At 56.6% G+C, this 19,241-nt stretch carries 20 protein-coding genes, 1 tRNA gene and 1 pseudogene; 5 read left to right on the plus strand and 17 right to left on the minus strand.

Going from position 1 to position 19,241, the window contains the following annotated elements; all coding sequences use genetic code 11:
• Positions 1 to 3: 3 nt before the first annotated feature.
• The 6 genes from prfA to KP705_RS05930 all read right to left on the minus strand — a co-directional run bounded on the left by prfA (position 4) and on the right by KP705_RS05930 (position 7,136).
• Positions 4 to 1,065 (minus strand): peptide chain release factor 1, encoded by a 1,062-nt coding sequence (gene prfA, locus KP705_RS05905; protein WP_046901475.1) that lies wholly within the window; start codon positions 1,063 to 1,065, stop codon positions 4 to 6.
• A gap of 3 nt (positions 1,066 to 1,068) precedes the next feature.
• A complete protein-coding gene (hisS, locus tag KP705_RS05910) occupies positions 1,069 to 2,310 on the minus strand; it encodes a histidine--tRNA ligase (RefSeq protein ID WP_046901474.1) in 1,242 nt (413 codons plus the stop codon).
• Positions 2,310 to 3,461, minus strand: a complete 1,152-nt coding sequence (ispG, locus tag KP705_RS05915; protein WP_046901473.1) for a flavodoxin-dependent (E)-4-hydroxy-3-methylbut-2-enyl-diphosphate synthase — start codon at positions 3,459 to 3,461, stop codon at positions 2,310 to 2,312. The genes hisS and ispG overlap by 1 nt, the downstream gene beginning before the upstream one ends.
• Before the next feature lie 61 nt (positions 3,462 to 3,522).
• Complete coding sequence (locus KP705_RS05920; protein WP_046901472.1) at positions 3,523 to 4,758, minus strand: helix-turn-helix domain-containing protein; 1,236 nt, start codon at positions 4,756 to 4,758, stop codon at positions 3,523 to 3,525.
• Between the two features lie 15 nt (positions 4,759 to 4,773).
• A complete protein-coding gene (locus KP705_RS05925; RefSeq protein WP_046901471.1) occupies positions 4,774 to 5,808 on the minus strand; it encodes a nitronate monooxygenase family protein in 1,035 nt (344 codons plus the stop codon).
• A gap of 5 nt (positions 5,809 to 5,813) precedes the next feature.
• Complete coding sequence (locus KP705_RS05930) at positions 5,814 to 7,136, minus strand: aspartate kinase (RefSeq protein ID WP_046901470.1); 1,323 nt, start codon at positions 7,134 to 7,136, stop codon at positions 5,814 to 5,816.
• 175 nt (positions 7,137 to 7,311) lie between these two features.
• On the opposite strand from KP705_RS05930, the gene ubiG reads away from it, so the two are divergent.
• The gene (gene ubiG / locus KP705_RS05935; protein ID WP_046901469.1) at positions 7,312 to 8,067 is read left to right on the plus strand and encodes a bifunctional 2-polyprenyl-6-hydroxyphenol methylase/3-demethylubiquinol 3-O-methyltransferase UbiG; all 756 of its coding nucleotides are present in this window, start codon (positions 7,312 to 7,314) and stop codon (positions 8,065 to 8,067) included.
• Positions 8,068 to 8,108: 41 nt separating this feature from the next.
• On the opposite strand, the gene KP705_RS05940 is transcribed toward ubiG, so the two are convergent.
• The 8 genes and pseudogenes from KP705_RS05940 to KP705_RS05970 form a co-directional block, all read right to left on the minus strand.
• Positions 8,109 to 9,380 (minus strand): lactonase family protein, encoded by a 1,272-nt coding sequence (locus KP705_RS05940; protein WP_046901468.1) that lies wholly within the window; start codon positions 9,378 to 9,380, stop codon positions 8,109 to 8,111.
• Positions 9,381 to 9,485: 105 nt separating this feature from the next.
• Positions 9,486 to 9,962 (minus strand): DUF2147 domain-containing protein, encoded by a 477-nt coding sequence (locus KP705_RS05945; protein WP_046901467.1) that lies wholly within the window; start codon positions 9,960 to 9,962, stop codon positions 9,486 to 9,488.
• Entirely contained in the window at positions 9,963 to 10,220 is a 258-nt protein-coding gene (grxC, locus tag KP705_RS05950; RefSeq protein ID WP_046901466.1) for a glutaredoxin 3, read from the minus strand.
• Positions 10,221 to 10,227: 7 nt separating this feature from the next.
• Complete coding sequence (locus KP705_RS21095; RefSeq protein WP_308267193.1) at positions 10,228 to 10,704, minus strand: phosphoribosyltransferase family protein; 477 nt, start codon at positions 10,702 to 10,704, stop codon at positions 10,228 to 10,230.
• Between the two features lie 87 nt (positions 10,705 to 10,791).
• Positions 10,792 to 11,001 (minus strand): annotated as a pseudogene (locus KP705_RS21100) (double zinc ribbon domain-containing protein); the annotation flags it as partial.
• Between the two features lie 9 nt (positions 11,002 to 11,010).
• Entirely contained in the window at positions 11,011 to 11,193 is a 183-nt protein-coding gene (locus KP705_RS05960; protein WP_080951491.1) for a DUF3553 domain-containing protein, read from the minus strand.
• A gap of 186 nt (positions 11,194 to 11,379) precedes the next feature.
• Positions 11,380 to 12,258: a UTP--glucose-1-phosphate uridylyltransferase GalU gene (galU, locus tag KP705_RS05965; RefSeq protein WP_046901463.1), complete on the minus strand. Its 879-nt coding sequence runs from the start codon at positions 12,256 to 12,258 to the stop codon at positions 11,380 to 11,382.
• A gap of 216 nt (positions 12,259 to 12,474) precedes the next feature.
• Positions 12,475 to 12,560 (minus strand) — tRNA-Leu (locus KP705_RS05970).
• A 57-nt stretch (positions 12,561 to 12,617) separates the two neighbouring features.
• Between KP705_RS05970 and lipB the strand changes: the two genes are divergently transcribed.
• Complete coding sequence (lipB, locus tag KP705_RS05975; protein ID WP_200898351.1) at positions 12,618 to 13,319, plus strand: lipoyl(octanoyl) transferase LipB; 702 nt, start codon at positions 12,618 to 12,620, stop codon at positions 13,317 to 13,319.
• Here lipB and KP705_RS05980 read toward each other — a convergent pair.
• Both KP705_RS05980 and KP705_RS05985 read right to left on the minus strand, forming a co-directional pair.
• The gene (locus tag KP705_RS05980; protein ID WP_046901461.1) at positions 13,300 to 13,893 is read right to left on the minus strand and encodes an outer membrane lipoprotein carrier protein LolA; all 594 of its coding nucleotides are present in this window, start codon (positions 13,891 to 13,893) and stop codon (positions 13,300 to 13,302) included. The two genes, lipB and KP705_RS05980, sit on opposite strands and share 20 nt — an antisense overlap.
• Positions 13,890 to 14,180, minus strand: coding sequence for a BolA family transcriptional regulator (locus KP705_RS05985; RefSeq protein WP_099212308.1), 291 nt, complete (start codon positions 14,178 to 14,180; stop codon positions 13,890 to 13,892). The genes KP705_RS05980 and KP705_RS05985 overlap by 4 nt, the downstream gene beginning before the upstream one ends.
• 67 nt (positions 14,181 to 14,247) lie before the next feature.
• Between KP705_RS05985 and KP705_RS05990 the strand changes: the two genes are divergently transcribed.
• The 3 genes from KP705_RS05990 (at position 14,248) to KP705_RS06000 (ending at position 17,839) form a co-directional block, all read left to right on the plus strand.
• The gene (locus tag KP705_RS05990; protein ID WP_215764178.1) at positions 14,248 to 14,862 is read left to right on the plus strand and encodes a DnaJ domain-containing protein; all 615 of its coding nucleotides are present in this window, start codon (positions 14,248 to 14,250) and stop codon (positions 14,860 to 14,862) included.
• 78 nt (positions 14,863 to 14,940) lie between these two features.
• Entirely contained in the window at positions 14,941 to 15,957 is a 1,017-nt protein-coding gene (gene cobS, locus KP705_RS05995; protein WP_046901458.1) for a cobaltochelatase subunit CobS, read from the plus strand.
• A gap of 7 nt (positions 15,958 to 15,964) precedes the next feature.
• Positions 15,965 to 17,839 carry a cobaltochelatase CobT-related protein gene (locus tag KP705_RS06000; protein ID WP_215764179.1) on the plus strand — a complete coding sequence of 625 codons (1,875 nt, stop codon included), beginning with the start codon at positions 15,965 to 15,967 and terminating at the stop codon, positions 17,837 to 17,839.
• Here the strand turns inward: KP705_RS06000 and KP705_RS06005 are convergent.
• The gene (locus KP705_RS06005) at positions 17,808 to 19,220 is read right to left on the minus strand and encodes a pyridoxal-dependent decarboxylase (RefSeq protein WP_215764180.1); all 1,413 of its coding nucleotides are present in this window, start codon (positions 19,218 to 19,220) and stop codon (positions 17,808 to 17,810) included. The genes KP705_RS06000 and KP705_RS06005 overlap by 32 nt on opposite strands.
• Between the last annotated feature and the right edge of the window lie 21 nt (positions 19,221 to 19,241).

Consider the following 19,241-nt stretch of genomic DNA (forward strand, 5'->3'; position numbering starts at 1 on the left):
GCTTTAAAAGCCTTCAGCAGCCAGAAGCTCTGTCTGTTCTTCACGCGTCAGCGCATCGATAATCTCATCAAACTCGCCCGCCATGATGCGTTCGATCTTGTAGAGCGTCAGATTGATGCGATGGTCCGTCACGCGTCCCTGCGGGAAGTTATACGTCCGAATCCGTTCTGATCGGTCCCCTGTTCCGACCTGAGAGCGTCGATCAGCGGCACGGGATTCATGAGCAGCTGAACGCTGCCGCTCATACAGACGTGCACGGAGGATTTTCATGGCCTTGGCACGGTTCTTGTGCTGGCTCTTTTCTTCCTGCATCGCCACTACGACGCCGGTAGGAATATGCGTAATGCGAACAGCACTTTCCGTCTTGTTGACGTGCTGTCCACCCGCGCCCGACGCACGATAAACGTCAATCCGCAGATCGTCGTCATTGATCGTGACGTCCACTTCCTCTGCTTCCGGCAGAACAGCAACCGTCACCGTGGACGTATGAATGCGTCCCTGGCTTTCAGTCGCTGGGACGCGCTGTACGCGATGCACGCCAGACTCATACTTCAGGCGAGCAAACACGGAACGGCCGGAAATTGTCGCCATGCCATCTTTTAGGCCTGCAACTTCATTCTCGGCGTATTCCATGACTTCAAAACGCCAGCCATTCTGCTCCGAAAACCGGCGATAAGCATCGAAAAGCTGAGCGGCAAAAAGCCCTGCCTCGTCACCACCTGCCGCCGGACGAATTTCCAGAATAGCGCTGCGTTCATCCGCTGCATCTTTGGGAAGAAGAGCGATTCGGAGATTGTGCTCGAGTTCAGGAATCTGGCTTTCAATCTCTTCCAGCTCCGCCTGAGCCAGCTCTTTCATTTCCGGATCAGAAAGAAGAGCTTTGGCTCCATTGCGCTGTGTGTCGGCGTCCTGCCAAGCCCGGATCGAAGCAACGACAGGCTCGAGTTCTGCATACTCCCGTGAGAGACGCGTGAACTCTTCCCCCGTCGCCTCACCTGCGGACATCAGAGCCTGAATTTCCTCCGACCGCGCAACAATTCGCTCAAGCCTGTCGTCAAATGCCACGTGTCAGGCGCCCTTCAGTGCCTGAACCAGATCCGCAACAGATACTTCCTGCTGATCACGTGTTCCCAGATCACGAAGCTGCACGACATCGCGCGCAATCTCTTCATCACCCAGAACAACCGCATGAGATGCACCGGACTTCACGACGCGCTCCATGCGCTTCTTCATGTTCCCACGTGTCTCAATTTCAGCACGCAGTCCCGCTTCGCGCAGGGACCGGGCAATCGCAGCACCTTTGAGAAGAGCCTCGTCTCCCATAGGAACAATTGCAATTCCAGAAGGAACAGCAGGCGCGTCCTCAAGCAACAGGGCAAGACGCTCGATACCACCGGCCCAGCCAATTGCAGGGACAGCAGGACCACCCATCTGCTCAACCAGACCTTCGTAGCGTCCCCCAGCCAGGACAGTGCCTTGAGCGCCCAGCTTCGTCGTCACAAACTCGAAAGCCGTGTGACTGTAATAATCAAGGCCACGCACAATCCGCGGGTTCTCGACAAATTTCACGCCAAATGCCGTCAGGTAAGACCGCAGGTCGTCCCAGAATTTACGAGACTCATCGTTCAGATAATCCGCAAATGCCGGTGCATCTGCCAGCAGCGCACGATCCTGCTCGGACTTGCTGTCCAGAATTCGCAGCGGGTTTACCTCAAGACGCACACGGCTTTCTTCAGAAAGCGCATCTGCGTGCTGACGGAAATACGCCACCAGAGCCTCACGCCACGCCTGCCGGGACGCAATATCCCCAAGCGTGTTGATTTCCAGAACAACATGCTCTGAAAGACCAAGCGCTTTCAGAATGTCGTAGGCCATTGTGATGACTTCGGCGTCTCGCAGAGGGCCTTCTGCGCCCAGCAGCTCCGCACCAATCTGATGGAACTGGCGATAACGCCCCTTCTGCGGGCGCTCATAACGGAACATCGGCCCGTGATAAAACGCCTTCTGAGGTAAAGACTGGGTCAGGCCGTTCGTCACAAGCGCACGACAGATTGAGGCTGTGTTCTCGGGACGCAGCGTAATGCTTTCGCCGCCCCTGTCCTCAAAGGTGTACATTTCCTTGGAGACGACATCGGAGGTTTCCCCGAGCGTCCGCGAGAAAACCCGTGTGTCTTCGAAGATGGGGGTGCTCCACTCTTCAAAACCATAGGCTTCCAGAACAGCTCTGGCCGTCTGCACCACATGGTGGTGACGGCGCATCGTGTCACCAATAAGGTCGTGTGTGCCGCGAGGTGGCTGCAATCCAGACATCAGTGAGCCGCCGGGTCCAACAACTTGGCTGCTTCAGCTTCTGTCTGAGCCTTGTCTGCCTCAATGGCGGCAACTTTGGTCTCAACCAGGTCCACAATGTGCTCGATCATGTCTTCTGCCGGCATCGTGTGGTCCTGCCGCCCCGCTGAATAGACCATATGGCGACCAGAGCCACCGCCGGTCACACCAATATCGGTCATCAGGGCTTCACCCGGACCATTCACAACGCATCCGATGATGGACAGCGTCAGTGGCGTCTTGATGTGCTGGAGGCGATCTTCCAGTGTCTGGACCGTCTCAACCACGTTGAAGCCCTGACGCGCACAGGACGGGCAGGAAATGATCTTCACACCGCGATGACGCAGGCCCAGAGACTTAAGAATGTCCCAGCCTACCAGAACTTCTTCTTCCGGTGCGGCAGAGAGGGAAACGCGCATGGTGTCACCCACGCCCGCCCAGAGCAGATTGCCCAGGCCGATGGAGGATTTCACCGTACCGGCGCGCTTAGAGCCAGCTTCCGTAATGCCGATGTGCAGTGGGTGGTCACAGCAGTCTGCAAGCTGCTGGTAGGCCGCAACTGCCATGAACACGTCAGACGCCTTCACGCTAATCTTGAACTCATGGAAATCATGGTCCTGAAGGATCTTGGCGTGCTCCAGAGCACTTTCGACCAGCGCTTCCGGGTTAGGCTCACCGTACTTTTCCAGAAGGTGCTTTTCCAGTGAGCCCGCATTCACACCGATACGGATGGAACAGCCGTAATCCTTGGCAGCGTTCACAACTTCACGCACGCGCTCGGCACTGCCGATATTGCCCGGATTGATACGCAGGCAAGCCGCGCCGGCCTTTGCAGCTTCGATCGCCCGCTTATAGTGGAAGTGAATGTCCGCAACGATCGGCACGTTCACTTCATGCACGATTTCCTTCAGAGCGGCCGTGCTGGCTTCATCCGGACAGGACACACGAACGATGTCCACACCTGCCAGTTCGGCGAGACGGATCTGGTCAATCGTCGCCTGCGCGTCAGACGTCAGGGTATTGGTCATGGTCTGCACAGAGATCGGCGCATCACCACCGACCGCAACCTTGCCGACATGAATCTGGCGCGACTTGCGACGCTCGATGTGCTGATAGGGGCGGTAGCTGCTCATGATTTACCTCTTCGTGCCCGGGATAACCGGGTCCTTTGGGTCAGGGGCGTTACCCCCCTGTTTAATGCGATGGAGACGATTGATCCAGTTGCCGGGCATTCAGATCGTCAGCAGAAACTTCTGCGGAAGGCGTAGGAGCTTTTTTAGGGCGACGTATTACAGGCTTCACAGCAGGCGCCGCAGACGAATCATCTGGTGCGGCCGCAGTCGACCCGTCAACATTTTGCTCTGCAGGCGTAGGCACCACGGCAGACGGCTGTGCCGGAAGAGCAACACCATTGCCGAATGCACCTGAGCGGATGGCATCCGCTGTAACTTCAACATTCCGGCGCACTTCGCCCTGACGACCCAGAGGCGCACTCGTGCAGCCATCTGTCGAAAGGACAACACCACCCGCATTGCCGAAAGACATGCGAAACGGCGCTGCAGACGCGTCACCCTGCCAGCTCTCGCCAGCCTTGAGCACGCGAGACACAAGAACATGACCGTCCTTGTCCTTCACCTGCATCCAGACAGGCGCCAACAGACGCACGACAACAGCCCCAGCAGGGACAGCTGGAGCGGGAGTTTCGGCAGGAACATCTGTAGCGGGGCCAAACTGATCCGTATTGTTCGGCGCGGCATCATCATTTTCTGCGCTCTGCAAGGGAGACGCTGACGATGCTGCAGGCGGCTGGGATTCAGTTGGTGCAATAACCGGCTGAGGCGCCGGAGCGGGCACGACAGGCGCGACGGACGCAGGAAGTGGATCATGCGGCAAAGAGGGATCGGGAGTTGGCGCCCTGCCGGGCATAACAGATGCCACCTGAGGAGACGTGGTCGCAGACGTCGCAGCACCTGGCATCAATTCTGCAACTGCAGGGATGCGGCGATCTGCTGGACTGTCATGCGACGCAAACCGGTACCATCCAGCATAGGCCGCCACGACAACAACAAGCCCTGCTCCAACCAGCAGGCCAATTGGTAGCCCACGCTCTCCCTCAGGCTGCGGAAAGACAAGATCCGTCTTCCGATTGACGACCCCGCGATATTCCCGACGGAAACGGGCTACCAGCCCATCTGCATCCAATTGCATGGCATGGGCATACGTCCGCAGGAAGCCGACAGCATACGCCACACCTGGCAGAGACGAGAGATCATCAGCTTCAAGCGCAACCAGCAGACGCGACCTGATACGTAGCCACTGCGCAACATCATCTATCTGCCATCCCAACTCTTCCCGTCGCGTACGCAGAATCGTGCCAACACTGGGCTGGTCTGAGCGAAGCGGCATCGGACGGTCGGAGGGAGGAGACATGCTGATAAAACCTGATCAGGCAGAAGCGTGAACGCGATCTTCCCGCTTCGCAATGGCTTCGACAGCCTGCTCAACGAGTGTGGCAATGATTTCGGAAACCGGACGGACTTCCTTGACCATACCAACAGACTGGCCAGCCATGACAGACCCGTTCTCGACGTCACCCTCGATTACGGCACGACGAAGCGCACCAGCCCAGAAATGCTCGATGGAGAGCTGAGCATCTTCCTTGCTGACACCCCCGTTCTGGAATGTACGGATCGTCTCTGCCTGATGCTTCAGGAAGCCGCGGCTTCCAGCATTGGCAAGCCCACGCACCGGAATGACAGGAAACTGCTCATCAAGCTGCACAGATGTTACCGCATCGCGGGCATTGGCACGCACGAAAGCTTTTTTAAAGTTCTCGTGTGCAATGCTCTCTTCAGACGCAGCAAAGATCGTTCCAAGCTGTGCACCGGAAGCGCCCTGCTCGAGGTAGGACACGATGGCATCACCACGGCCCAGACCACCAGCAACAAAGACAGGAACATCCTTGATGTGCGGCAGGATTTCCTGCGCCAGAACCGTCAGGGACACTGGTCCGACGTGACCACCAGCTTCCGAACCCTCAATAATGAGAGCTTCAATACCCAGCTTCACCAGACGCTTGCCCAGAGCCAGCGCAGGAGCAAAACCAATCGCACGCGCTCCACCATCACGAACACGCTTGATGATGGCGCTCGTCGGAACGCCACCAGCCAGGACGACATGCGACACGTTGTGCGCAACACACACATCCACCAGACGCTCTAGCTCAGGATGCATGGTGATGAGGTTCACACCAAACGGACGCTTCGTCAGAGCCTGTGTGGCAACAATTTCTTCCTCAAGACGCTCGGGCGTCATGGCACCGCAGGCAATCACGCCAAAACCGCCAGCATTGGATATGGCGGAGACAAGATTGCGCTCGCTCACCCAGGACATCGCACCACCAAGAATGGCGACTTCGCTGCCCAAGAAGTCACATCCCGGCTTCCAGAGGCGGTTCAGGGTCTCGCGGGCGTCCGTCATTGCACTCACGTAGAGGGTTCCTCTTTCTTGTCCAGCCCGTACGCGGTGTGCAGTGCACGCATCGCAAGCTCTTTGTATTCCGAATCAATCAGGACGGAGATCTTGATTTCGCTGGTGGAAATCACCTGCACGTTGATCCCACGCTCTGCCAGCGTCCCGAACATGGTCGCGGCAAGCCCGGCATTCGAGCGCATACCCACACCCACAACGCTGATCTTTACCACATTGTGGGACGTCTCAAGCTCGCCATACTGGATAATGCCGTGAGCTTTTTCCAGAACGGCACGAGCCGCAGCCTCATCGCTTTTACCGACCGTGAAAGTCATGTTCGTCATGCGGTCAATACCCGTGCTCTGCACGATCATGTCCACGTTGATATTTGCTTCAGCCAGAGGTCCGAAGATGGCCGCGGCAATACCTGGACGGTCCGGAATGCGCCGGACGGAGAGCTTTGCTTCATCATGCGAGCTGGCAATGCCCGCAACCAGTTCCTTCTCCACGATCTCGTCCTCATCCACCACAATCGACCCACTGTCATCATCCGTCTCGGAGAATGACGACAGCACACGTACACGGACTCCTTCACGCATCGCCAGCCCGACACTGCGGGTCTGAAGTACCTTGGCGCCCACGGAAGCGAGTTCAAGCATCTCTTCATAAGTGATGCGATCCAGCTTCCGCGCACGCTTCACGATACGCGGGTCCGTCGTATAAATTCCATCAACATCCGTATAGATGTCGCATTGATCCGCATGGATCGCGGCGGCAATCGCTACAGCAGATGTGTCCGATCCGCCACGCCCCAGTGTGGCAATCCGGTTATCCGGCCCCACACCCTGAAAACCGGCAATAACCGGCACAATCCCATTATCAAGGCATTTCAGCAATTCAGTGCCGTCAACGCCATCAATGGATGCTTTTCCGTGCGCATCATCCGTTACAAGCGGGATCTGCCACCCCTGAAAAGAGCGTGCCGGAACGCCCAGTGCCTGTAGCGCAATGGCCACAAGACCACTCGTAACCTGCTCACCCGACGCTACAACGGCATCATATTCCTTCGGGTCCGCCAGCGGATCGAGTTCGGAACAGTATCCAACCATCTGATTGGTCACACCGGCCATGGCAGACACAACGACAGCCACCCGACGCCCAAGTGCATGCTCGGCCTTGACCCTCTGCGCAACGATCCGGATGCGTTCAATATTTCCGACGGATGTTCCGCCGAATTTCATGACGATCGTTTTCCGTTTCCCGCTATCCACAGACGTGGAAAGAGTATCGGCACGACCCGAAATCTGGTCGTGAACGGGAGTATCGGACATGGACATCGCGGATAAGGCTCCAGTACGTGTCTGGCGTTGCGCGCTCGGGTCTGGCATCGGATACGGCACAAAACAGATTTGCCGGCCGGTCTTCTGAACAGACTCTGCCGGTCCACATACTCGTCTCGCCACGCCGCGTCCAGCCGACGGCATCATGCGGGCACACAGAAGGACAGTTCTGATGGCCTCAGAAACCGTTTCCGGAAGCACCTCACATCGCTCTTCCGTTTCCGATTCCGAAATCGCTCATTTCAGTGCGCTGGCCAAGGACTGGTGGAATCCGCGTGGTCCGATGGCCCCTTTGCACGCCATGAACCCCCTGCGGACGGACTGGGTCGCCTCCCGAACGACCTCTCTCAAGCCGCCCGAAGGAAAACGCCTTTCCCTGCTCGATATTGGCTGTGGCGCAGGCCTCGCCAGTGAAGCTTTTGCAAAGCTGGGGTTCGAGACACTCGGCCTTGATGCAAGCCCGGACGGGATCGAAGCCGCCCGCGCCCATCAGGCTACCTACCCACTATCACCGAGTGCCGCACCTCTGATTTATCGCAATGGGAGCGCGGAAGATCTGGTCGAGGAAGGCGCAGAATTCGACGTCGTGTCAGCCCTGGAAGTCATCGAGCACGTCAACGATCCGCAAGACTTCCTACACATGCTTGCAACCCTGACCCGCCCGGGTGGCATGATTGCCGTCTCTACAATGAGCCGCACACCGCGTTCGTTCGCGATGGCAAAGCTGGGCGCGGAATACCTTCTGCGGATGCTACCCGTCGGCACACATGACTGGAAAAAATTTATCAAGCCGGAAGAACTGGCCGCCATGGCCCGGAACGCAGGTCTGCGCATGACCGATATTGCTGGCATGAGCTACCTACCCCCGCGCTGGCGCACGACCCGCGACACCGGCGTGAACTACATCGCCATGTTCACGAAGGGCTAAAATAAAAAAGGCGCTCCGATGAGCGCCTTTTCTACTAAAGGTCAGACCTGCGTATTCATGAACGCAAACGTCGTCGGACTACCAACTGGCGTGAAATTCTCGGTGAACGCAAGCTGCCCGGTGTTCTTGTCCACCTTGAAGGACGTCACCGCATCCGAGCGCTGGTTAGCGCAGAACAGGAACGTTCCGGACGGATCAAACATCATGGCACGGCCGTAATCAGCGTGCATCCAGACTTCGTCCTGCAGAGATAGCGTCCCATCCGCAGCAATAGCGAACACCGCAAGAGAATCGCCCAAGCGGTTAGATGCATAAACATACTTCCCACTGGCGGAGATCAGGATTTCCGCCGCCAGTGTCGAGCCTCGAAAGTGCGGCGTGACCGTGCTGACAGTTTGAATGTTTGTAATAGCACCCGTCAGAGGATCAAAGCTGGACACGACAATCTTCGAGTTCTGCTCACACAGATTGTACATAATGCGCCCCGAGTGGTTGAACTCAAAGTGACGCGGTGCCGACCCCGGCTCCATATCGTAATACGGTGTTTTCGCCGAAATAAGCTTCCCAGTCGCCAGGTTCAGCGTCCAGACATAAACTCGATCCAGACCCGCATCATCCGCGATCACGAAGCGACCGCTCGGATCGGAACGAATCATGTGTGGATGAGACCCGGAATGGTCAGAAACGGCAAAATTACCTTGCGGATTATCCGTTGCGCGCTCTGGCTGACGCGGCCCCGTATTGTGAACCACATCGGTTGCTTCACCCAGCGATCCATCGCTTCGGATTGGCAGGACTGCAACACAGCCACCCACATAGTTCGCGACCAGAACATAACGGCCTGAATGATGAACACTCAGATGCGCTGGCACAGCACCACCAGAGCTGACACTGTTCAGCTTGCGCAGGGAACCCGTCTTCTGATCGACGGCAAAAGCCGTGACAGATCCGTCTCCGGCCTTGTTGTAGTCGTCGATCTCACTCAGCGCATACAGAAAATGGTTATCTGCGGAGAGCGTGATGAACGAAGGACTGGCAATGTCCGTGTAGGTCGTGATTGGCGTCAGAACGCCTGAATCCCGATCCATCTCGAACACGGCAATACCCTGCCCATTTCCAGCACCACCTGCAGGGGCATGCTTGGTGTACCCCCCGACAAAACATACTGTTTTGGAAACCAGCTTGGGCAACGGCGGAGGAACAGGGACAATTTTTGGTTCGTCAGCGGCATAAGACGTGCCTGCCACGCTGGCGCCAACCGCACCAGCAGCCAGCCCGAGCGCAAAATCGCGGCGGGAAACAGTGTGGGACATAGTGGTTCCACGGTCCTTTCAGTTCGGCAGAAGCAGAGACCTGAGATTGGCCTGCATGTTCCTAGCAAACCATATCAGAGAGATATGGTCTGCCATTGTAGTTTCTCAGTGAGGCTGCGGAGGCATCTTACACTGTGGCCCGAACGAGCCCCCGGTATATCGCGTCCAGGTCTCGGTCTGACCCAGCAGAGGCATTCCAAGAACAAAGCCACGCAGCTTTAGAACATTTGGCTCAGAGAGCCAGATGTACGCCTGATAGATACGTCCGCTCCGAGGATCAAGGATGTGTCCCCGCCATTTCTGGTCTTCTGCTGCGACAAAATCTGTCAAAATCCAAAGATGGCATTCTGCCCGGCCCCAAACGTCCTTGGGCATCTCCCCGTCATAATCCATTCCGACGAGCTTGCCGCACAGGGCATTGCCGCAGTGTTCGATCGAGAAAACACCGTCTTTACCCGCAGATAACCAAAGGCCCAGCTCTGACGGCGTGGTCGCGGCCTGAGAGACTGCCGGCGCCTCGGCATATCCCATAAAGGGAGTCAGGCAGAGTAATGCGCCAGCGAAAAGCCGTCCCCAGCGCATTCAGGCACCGCCAAGCAGAGAATCAAGCTGTCCGGCTCGATCCAAGGCCATAATATCGTCACAGCCCCCCAGAGATTGCCCATTCACAAATACCTGAGGCACTGTTCTACGACCCGAACGACTCATGGATTCTTCACGCTCTCTGGTTCCGTGTGGCGCGTTGATCTCCTTAAATGCCACACCTTTTGATCTTAGAAGATCGACAGCGTGAACACAGTAAGGGCATCCCGGTTGGGTAAAGATTTCAATTTCTGACATAAAGTTCTTACTCCTCGGGATACGGAACGTCCTGTTCATCGCCTTTGCAGGTTCGCGCTGCAACAAGAATATCCACTGACAATGCCCCGGCCTTCAAAAGAGCACCAGTGCAAACAGAAGCAGTAGCACCGGTCGTCAGCACGTCATCCACCAGAAGGACGGCCTGCCCTTCAATTTGTTTTTCTCGTTCGGCGCGCACAATAATTGTACCAGCAATCTCCGTTTGACGTTCACTGGCGGACAAGCGTGCCAGAGGTCTGGTTGCCTGCTGCCTCATAAGTCCGTCCGCAAGCAACTTAATGCCCCTTCTCCGAGACAAACCATGCGCCAATAGAGCCGCCTGATTGTATCGCCGCCGCCACAATTTGGTTCGGTGCATCGGTACGGGGATTAAAAGGGTCGCCTGATCCAGCAAGACAGAACCTGCCCGAGACATTTCCTGCACAAGAATATGTGCGTTCTCAGTCCGGTCGGCATATTTCATGGGCAGAATAAGGCGCCGTGACCAATCATCATATTCAAAGGCAGCACGGGCAGATCGCCAGGCCGGGGGGCGCAACTGACAGGATACACAGGTTTTCTGCGGCCCTCCAAAAGCCTCACCAGGCAGAGAAACGCCACATTTTTCACAGCAGGGAAAAATAATTCTCTTTGCTTCAGCAAAGCAGTCAGAACAGAACGCGCCGTTCGTCATGACGTCGGCTCCGCACGCTCCACACACTGGAGGAAGGAGAACGTCCAGAGCACCGCGGCCAAGCTTCGAGAATAGAGAATGAGCCAAAGGCCGGAATCAGCCTTGAACCAGTTTCAGCTCCACACGTGACGCATCAATCAGAACTTTTCCCTCGTTCTGAAAATTGACCGTAACACGCTCACCAATCGCAGATTGCACCTGCCCCCATCCCCATTCAGGAAAATCAGGATGCTGCACAATCTGACCCGGCTCTAGAAAAGACTGGAATGGCATGGACATGACACTCTTCATGCCATGAGATTTGCATCACTGCCCAGCGTTTTCACAAAAACATTAAGGCGCATTCGCGTTGAGTCTTAAAATAGAGAGCGGAAGGGTGTTGCCGTAATTAAAACGACAACACCCTTCCGCACTTATTTAAATCGGCCCCAACATCATGAGCAGATAATGCTGTTTCCCAAGATGTCAGACGACGTCGACATATTTCTTGAGGAAGGCTTTAACCGCATCGCCAAGGTCAGGACGATCAATGGAGAAAGCAATCTGCGCTTCCAGGAAGCCAGCCTTGTCACCGCAATCGTAACGCGTGCCTTCGTAACGCAGCCCGTGGAACGGAACATGCCCGATCATCTTGGCCATAGCGTCCGTAAGTTGCACCTCATTACCGGCACCGCGCTCCAGCTTGGCGAGATGCTTCATCACATCAGCCGTCAGCACATAGCGCCCGATAATAGACAGGTTTGAGGGAGCATCCTCAGGGTTAGGCTTTTCAACCAATCCCTTGACCTCAACAAGCTTGCCGTCATCTGCGCCGACATCAAGGATGCCATAACGATTTGTGTGCTCACGGGGCACTTCCGTCACCGCGACAACATTGCCACCAGTCTGGTTGTAGGCGTCTACCAACTGAGCAACGCAGCTACGGCCACTTTTTACGATGTCGTCCGGAAGCAGGATCGCAAATGGGTCGTCTCCAATAAAGGAGCGCGCACACCAGATTGCATGACCAAGGCCTAGCGGCTCTTGCTGACGCACAGCAACAAGAGATCCTGCCTGCACGCTGCTTGGCTGGAGTGCTTCAAGCGCACTTTTTTTGCCACGCTCCCTCAGCGTTGCCTCAAGCTCATAAGCAATATCGAAATAATCGATCAGGCTGTCTTTGCCGCGCCCTGTGACAAGACAGAATTCTTCGATGCCAGCTTCACGAGCTTCGTCGATAGCATACTGAATCAGAGGCTTGTCGACGACAGGAAGCATTTCCTTCGGCATAGCCTTGGTGGCCGGAAGGAAGCGCGTTCCTAATCCAGCAACGGGAAGAACTGCTTTCTTTAAGGGCTTGATCACGAAACCTCACACATCAGCCAAGATATCATTTGATTACCGAGCACAAAGCTAACAGCATTCAAATGAAAACATAGTCAGGCATAACGGTGGACGAACAGTCTGGCAATAAAATGGCACAGAATAAAACACCACACTGGATGCCTTAAAATCGGCATTCAGGGTGTTTTTTGTAATTGTGATTTTTTCGAGATTTTTTCCATCATCTCCGAAGAGTGATGGTGCGGCCGAGAAGACTCGAACTTCCACGGGGTTGCCCCCACAAGCACCTCAAGCTTGCGCGTCTACCATTCCGCCACGGCCGCCCCGTGACAAACCGTCTTGTGTAGTGCAAGACCGTCCGGTGAGGGGCGATATAGCTGATGCCTGAAACGAGAGCAATGACCAGAAACGATATTTGTGAAGAAATTTTGTGGAAAAAATCTGCCGGGCTAACACCCTACCCTGATGCTCTGGACTTCATGGCCATCCGCTCGCGCCAGATTTACGAAGGAACAGCTGATCCCGTCGTCTGGCTCGTAGAGCACCCCCCCGTCTTTACGGCCGGAACGTCTGCGAAGCAGGAGGATCTTTATAACCCACATCACTACCCGACGTACGAAGCGGGCCGAGGCGGCCAGTGGACGTATCACGGCCCGGGACAGAGACTGGCTTATGTTCTTCTGAATCTCAGCCAGCCCAATGGTACAATACCTCCCAGGGATCTTCGTGCCTTTGTCAAAGGGCTGGAAACCTGGATCATTGAAACTCTCAGACGCCTCGGCGTAACGGCATTCACAAGAGAAGGACGTATCGGCGTCTGGACTTTTGATCCTCTCACAGGCGAGGAAGCCAAGATCGCAGCGCTTGGCATCCGGGTCAGCCGCTGGGTCAGCTGGCACGGCGTCTCGATCAATCTTGACCCAGCCCTGGACGACTTTGATGGCATCGTCCCCTGCGGAATCCGGGAATTTGGTGTCACCAGCCTCAGGCGCTTCAACCCGGCTCTTTCCATAGAAGATCTGGATCGTGCGCTGGCCGCATCTTGGCCAGCGCATTTCGGCTCTATCCCCCGGGAGGAGTAAAGACGGTAGGGGTTACTGTTACCCCCTCCACTACATTCCCAAGAGATACGCTGAAATGATTCTGCCGGGCATCCACACCCTGCAGACCAATGAGCAGCAGTTTTCCAGCCGTGTCGGAGAACTGGAGCGTCAACAGCCCTTGGGAAGGGTTATCCGCCTCAGCAACTGAAACCTGAAGCGATCCCTGCCCGCGCCGCACGTCAGTCACCTGGATCCCACGGTCAAACCGAATCGGGTAATGAAGAAGGAGCCCCAAGGGGTTTCGCTTCAAGGATAGATGGGTCACCGCCCCACTATCCATATCATCCAGAACCAGATGACCATCCCCGGCAACAAGTTCCATCGTATGCGGCGTCACGTAATCCAGTCGCAGATGACCGGGCATATAGACGAATCGTCCAGCGCTCACCCCATTATCGGGGCCAGTCTGATTGAACGACGCCTGCATCCCGGTCACGCCGTTCATGTAGGTTTCAATTCGGTGTACATCCGCCTGCTGGTCTGCAGGAAGGTGCCCGTACCCATTCGTGGCGCAGCCAGACAGAAACAGAAGAGCCAGAAGGGCACGCTTCATGGAGTGGTTTCTCCGTGCAGAACAAGAGACAGGGCATGTAGTCCTGTTTCAAACTCCCCGGCGAGCAATCCGTTCACAAGACGGTGCCGGGCAATCCGGTTTAGTCCGTCAAATTTCGCGCTGGTGATCGCCACATTGAAATGCGTTTCTCCCGTACTCCCCAGAGCTTTTGCTCCAGCATGATGGGCATGCCGGGCACTATCATCTTGAATTTCAAGAACGCTCGGCGCCAGTTCCCGGTGAAGAATTTCAGCAATTCGGTCCCGTCTGGTGAGGGGCTGCGTCATGGTCAATTAAATCCGACTTGGTTTGTCCGCTTGCATCAAACGGCTCACATTGCCCATATCAGACACCATGCAGCGTAAATCTACCAGACATCGGGCTTTTGATCCCGATCCAGAGGCACCAGACCAGACCTGCGATCATCCAGGCTGTGCGGAGCCTGCCGGCTACCGTGCTCCCCGTGGGCGCGATGCCCTGCGGTCCTACTTCTGGTTCTGCCTTCAACACGTTCGTGACTATAACGCGCGCTGGGACTTCTATCGCGGCATGACACCGGCCCAGATCGAAGCCCAGCTCAGAGCTGACACGTCCTGGCAGCGCCCTTCGTGGAAACTTGGAACTGGTGCGGCACAGAAAGCTGAATTCAACGAAGAAGATGTTCTGGACCCGCTGGATATTCTCGGTGCCAGCCGCCGCGACCGCGCCCAGCGTGCCAAGGATAGTGCCCGTCAGCGCGCTGCTGCCAGTGGCCCCCCTGAAACGCTTCGGCTTCCCCTCGCAACGCTGGACCTGACCTGGCCGGTCTCACTCGATGAAGTCAAAAGCCGATATCGTGCCCTTGCCCGGCGTCACCACCCTGATGCGAACATTGGCGACAAGCAGGCTGAAGAGCGTTTCAAGGCCATTGGATCCGCATACGCCGTGCTGAAAACGCATTTCAGTCGTGAGACAGAGTTCGTTTCCTGATTTTCTCTCTGGAAGAATAGCGCCTAAAGGCCCATCTTTTCAGAACATTCCTGAATTCAATGAAAGTCCGCCAGTCTCATGAGTGATTTCGCGACGATCGACGCCCCGGAAACCGTCACCACCGCCGAAAATTCTGCGGTCCCAACCAGTGTTCTTGGTGCGCCCGACCTCACGGTGTCTTCGCGTGAAGTCTTTGGCATCAAGACCGATCTTCAAATCCCGGCCTATTCAGTCCGGACAGAGCACGTTCCTGACATCGATCCATCCTACAAGTTCGATGAAGACACGACGCGCGCCATTCTTGCGGGTTTTGCCTATAACCGTCGCGTGATGGTTCAGGGCTTCCACGGGACGGGTAAATCTTCCCACATTGAGCAGATCGCTGCGCGCCTGAACTGGCCCTGCGTCCGTATCAACCTCGACAGCCACGTGTCCCGTATTGATCTCATCGGCAAGGACGCCATCGTGCTGCGCGACGGCAAGCAGGTAACAGAATTCCGTGAAGGTTTGCTGCCTTGGTGCCTGCAACATCCCTGTGCGCTGATTTTCGATGAATATGACGCAGGCCGTCCGGATGTGATGTTCGTGATCCAGCGCGTTCTCGAAGCAGAGGGTCACCTTACCCTTCTTGACCAAAACCGCGTGATTCGTCCCAACCCGGCCTTCCGCCTCTTTGCGACAGCAAATACCGTTGGCCTTGGTGACACGACAGGCCTGTATCACGGCACGCAGCAGATCAATCAGGGCCAGATGGATCGCTGGAACATCGTCGCGACCCTCAACTACCTGCCGCTTGAACAGGAAGTTGCGATTGTCACCTCCAAGCTGAAAATCGGCGCGGAAGACAAAGACGAGACGAAGATGGTCGAGCGTATGGTCGCTCTAGCCAACCTGACACGCTCGGGCTTTATGGCCGGAGACATCTCCACAGTCATGTCCCCACGAACTGTCATTGCCTGGGCTGAGAACTTCAACATTTTCAACGATGTCGCATTCGCGTTCCGCCTCACGTTCCTGAACAAGTGTGACGAAGCCGAGCGCGGTATTGTTGCGGAATACTATCAGCGCTGTTTCAACACCTCCCCGGTGGAGTAAAAAAACCTTGTCCGCGCCCAAGAACTCCCCTCCTGACGAAAACCGTCAGGAAGGTTTCCGCCGCGCCACAATCGCAACCCTTCGCGCCATGGGCGGCACGCCTGAACAGAGCGTGGATTTTCAGGGTGCGGTTGTTGGCAACAGGCTGCCCGCTCCGCCGGCGCCTGATGCCGTGCAACTGCCTTACCTGTCCCGCAGCATGCACGACCGCGAAATTCAGAAAATTCGCGGTGCGGCCGATGCTGCGGCGCTGAAACTGCGCTACCACAAGAGTGGCCTGAATGCGCAGTTTCCAGAGCCACAAGCGCAGGAGGCGTTCAACGTCCTCGAACAGGCGCGCTGTGAAGTTTACGGCTCCCGCCATATGGCTGGCGTTCGTGCCAATCTTGACCAGCGTGTCATCCAGCAGTGCGCCGAAGCGGGATGTAACCGCATGGCGACCAAGGACGAAATGCCTGCCGCCATGGCTCTGAGCCTGCTAGCTCGAGAGGCCATGTCGGGGGAGCATGCCCCTTCGCAGGCCGGCCCGGCGCTGGAAGCCTGGCGCGCGTCCCTCTCTCCGTCAGCCAAAAACGCATTGGCGGAAATGGCTGACACGCAATCTGACCAGAAAGCCTTCGCGCGCGCGATCACGCACCTGCTCGGAGCCTGCCAGCTCACAGAACTTCCAGAGGAAATCGAACAGCAGGCCCCGTCAGACGATTTATCTGAAAACGAACAGCCTTCCGAAGACGAAGCCGCCATCCCGCAGGAAGATCAGCAGACACCTGCTGGCGATGACCCTGATGAGGAAGATGGTTATCAGCCAGAAAGCGGTGAAAGCGGAATAACAGGCGAAACAGAGACGTCTTCCGACGCGCTCGATTCCCCTGAGACAGGATCGGAAGAAGCTGCTGGCCCGTCTGACCAGTCAGGCGAAGGCACGGCCATCGGCAGCGGCTCGACCTACAAAGCTTACACCACAAGGTTCGATGAAGAAGTCGGGGCTGCTGACCTCTGTGACCCGGACGAACTAGACCGGCTACGCCAACAGCTCGACCAGCAGCTTGTTCAACTTCAGGGCCTGATTTCCCGTCTTGCGCATCGTCTGCAACGGCGGCTCATGGCTCAGCAACAACGCCGCTGGGAGTTCGAGCAGGAAGAGGGCATCATCGATGCCGGGCGCCTCTCCCGCGTCGTCACGAACCCAACAATGCCGCTCTCGTACAAGTATGAGTGCGAAATGGAGTTCCGCGACACGGTCGTCACACTCCTGATCGACAATTCAGGCTCAATGCGTGGCCGCCCAATTGGAACTGCTGCAATATGCGGCGACATTCTCGCCCGCACGTTGGAGCGCTGCGGCGTGAAAGTCGAAGTTCTGGGCTTCACGACGCGTCAATGGAAAGGTGGTCAGAGCCGGGAGCAATGGGTGAAAAATGGGCGCCCACCCGAGCCAGGACGCCTAAATGACCTGCGTCACATCATCTACAAAGATGCAGATACGCCCTGGCGCCGGGCCCGGAAAAACCTTGGCCTCATGCTGCGTGATGGTCTCCTCAAAGAGAACATTGATGGCGAATCGCTGCTCTGGGCTTGGAAGCGCCTCAAACGGCGTCCGGAACACCGTCATATTCTCATGGTGATTTCAGATGGTGCGCCTGTGGATGACAGTACGTTCTCCGCCAACCCGCACAACTATCTTGAAAACCATCTGCGTGAGGTCATCAAGCGGATCGAAAGCGATCGGAACACGGAACTTCTGGCTATTGGTATCGGCCATGACGTCACGCGTTACTATCGACACAGCGTAACCATCAGTTCCGCCGAAGACCTCGGCGGCACCATGATGGCACAGTTGAGTGAGCTGTTTACCCCCGCCGGTCAGCGGCGAGTGCGATAACGGCATTCAGCATCCGGTCGGTATCGACGGTCGTGGTGCGGTGATTAACGATCGCCGCCCTCACCGCCAACCGACCGTTAATCCGCGTTGTAGATGGGGCCGCCACACCGCTTTCATGCAAATCCTGCACCAGCTCGGAAACACCTTGATCTGACAGGCCATCTATTCCGAAGCAGACAATATTCAGCGTTACTGGCGCGAGCAGAACGAGCCCGGGCGTAGCCTGCACGCGGCGCGCAAGATGCTGTGCAACGTCACAACATTCTTCAACCATCTGCCCCATACGCTGTGAGCCATAATGGCCCAGCGTCATCCAGACTTTGAGCGCCCGGAACCCGCGGGAAAGATCTGGCCCGAAATCACAGAACCAGGGCGCGCCACTCGCAAGTCCTCTGGCTTCACGCGTCAGATAGTCGAGCGACTGAGCAAACGCCGCCGCATGAAGTTCACGATTCCTCACCAGAACGCAGCCCGCGTCGTAGGGAACTTGTGCCCATTTATGAAAATCGAATGCCAGACTATCAGCCTTTTCAATGCCGGAAAGCTGCGCCTTCAAACGTGACGACAAACAGGCCAGCGCCCCAAAAGCTGCATCTACATGAAACCAGAGGCTGTTCTCCCGTGCGATAGCCTCGATCCCCTGAAGATCATCGATAGCACCGCAATCCACCGTTCCGGCCGTTCCGGCTACCATGAAGGGCACCAACCCGCTCTGTCGGTCTTCGGTGATCATCTGGCGCAGGGCCGCAAGATCCATCCGATGATCATCCGTCACCGGAACACGGCGCAAAGCCTCGCTTCCGAAACCAGCAAGATCAAAGGCACGAGGCAGACACCCGTGGGCTGTTGTCGCGGCATATCCAACCATTCTGCTCTGCCCAACACCATGCCGTCGCAATGACGGATCACGCGCCCGACTGGCCGTAATGATGCTGATGAAGTTGGCCATGGATGAGCCCGTCACCAGACAGCCCGACCCATCTTCCGGCATTCCAACCATGGAGAGAGCCCAGCGAATAACTTCACGCTCGACTTCATTTGCGGCATGGCTGCGGCCACCACAATTGGCGTTCATACCGGCCGCCAGCATTTCTGCCAGCATCCCGACGGGTGTTCCAGCGCCATGCACCCAGCCCATGAAACCCGGATGAGTATTTCCATTGCCATAGGGAACAACGAGCTCAGTGAAACGCTCATGCAGCTCTTCCAGAGAGGTGCCTTCGGCAGGAAAGCCGGTTCTCAGCTCATCCTTGGCTGCCTGCGGCATAGGGCGCCAGACCGGGCCTTCCCCGACATGTTCCATGCGGTCAAACAGAGCATCCAGCATCTGATGACCCATGGCACGAATGCCGCTCCAGTCTTCAGGGTCCAGTCCCGCCATGAAAAGATCCTTTTCGCTGCC

It is taken from the genome of Gluconobacter sp. P1D12_c (assembly GCF_018812105.1).
In the GTDB taxonomy this organism is placed as follows: Bacteria; Pseudomonadota; Alphaproteobacteria; order Acetobacterales; family Acetobacteraceae; genus Gluconobacter; species Gluconobacter oxydans_A.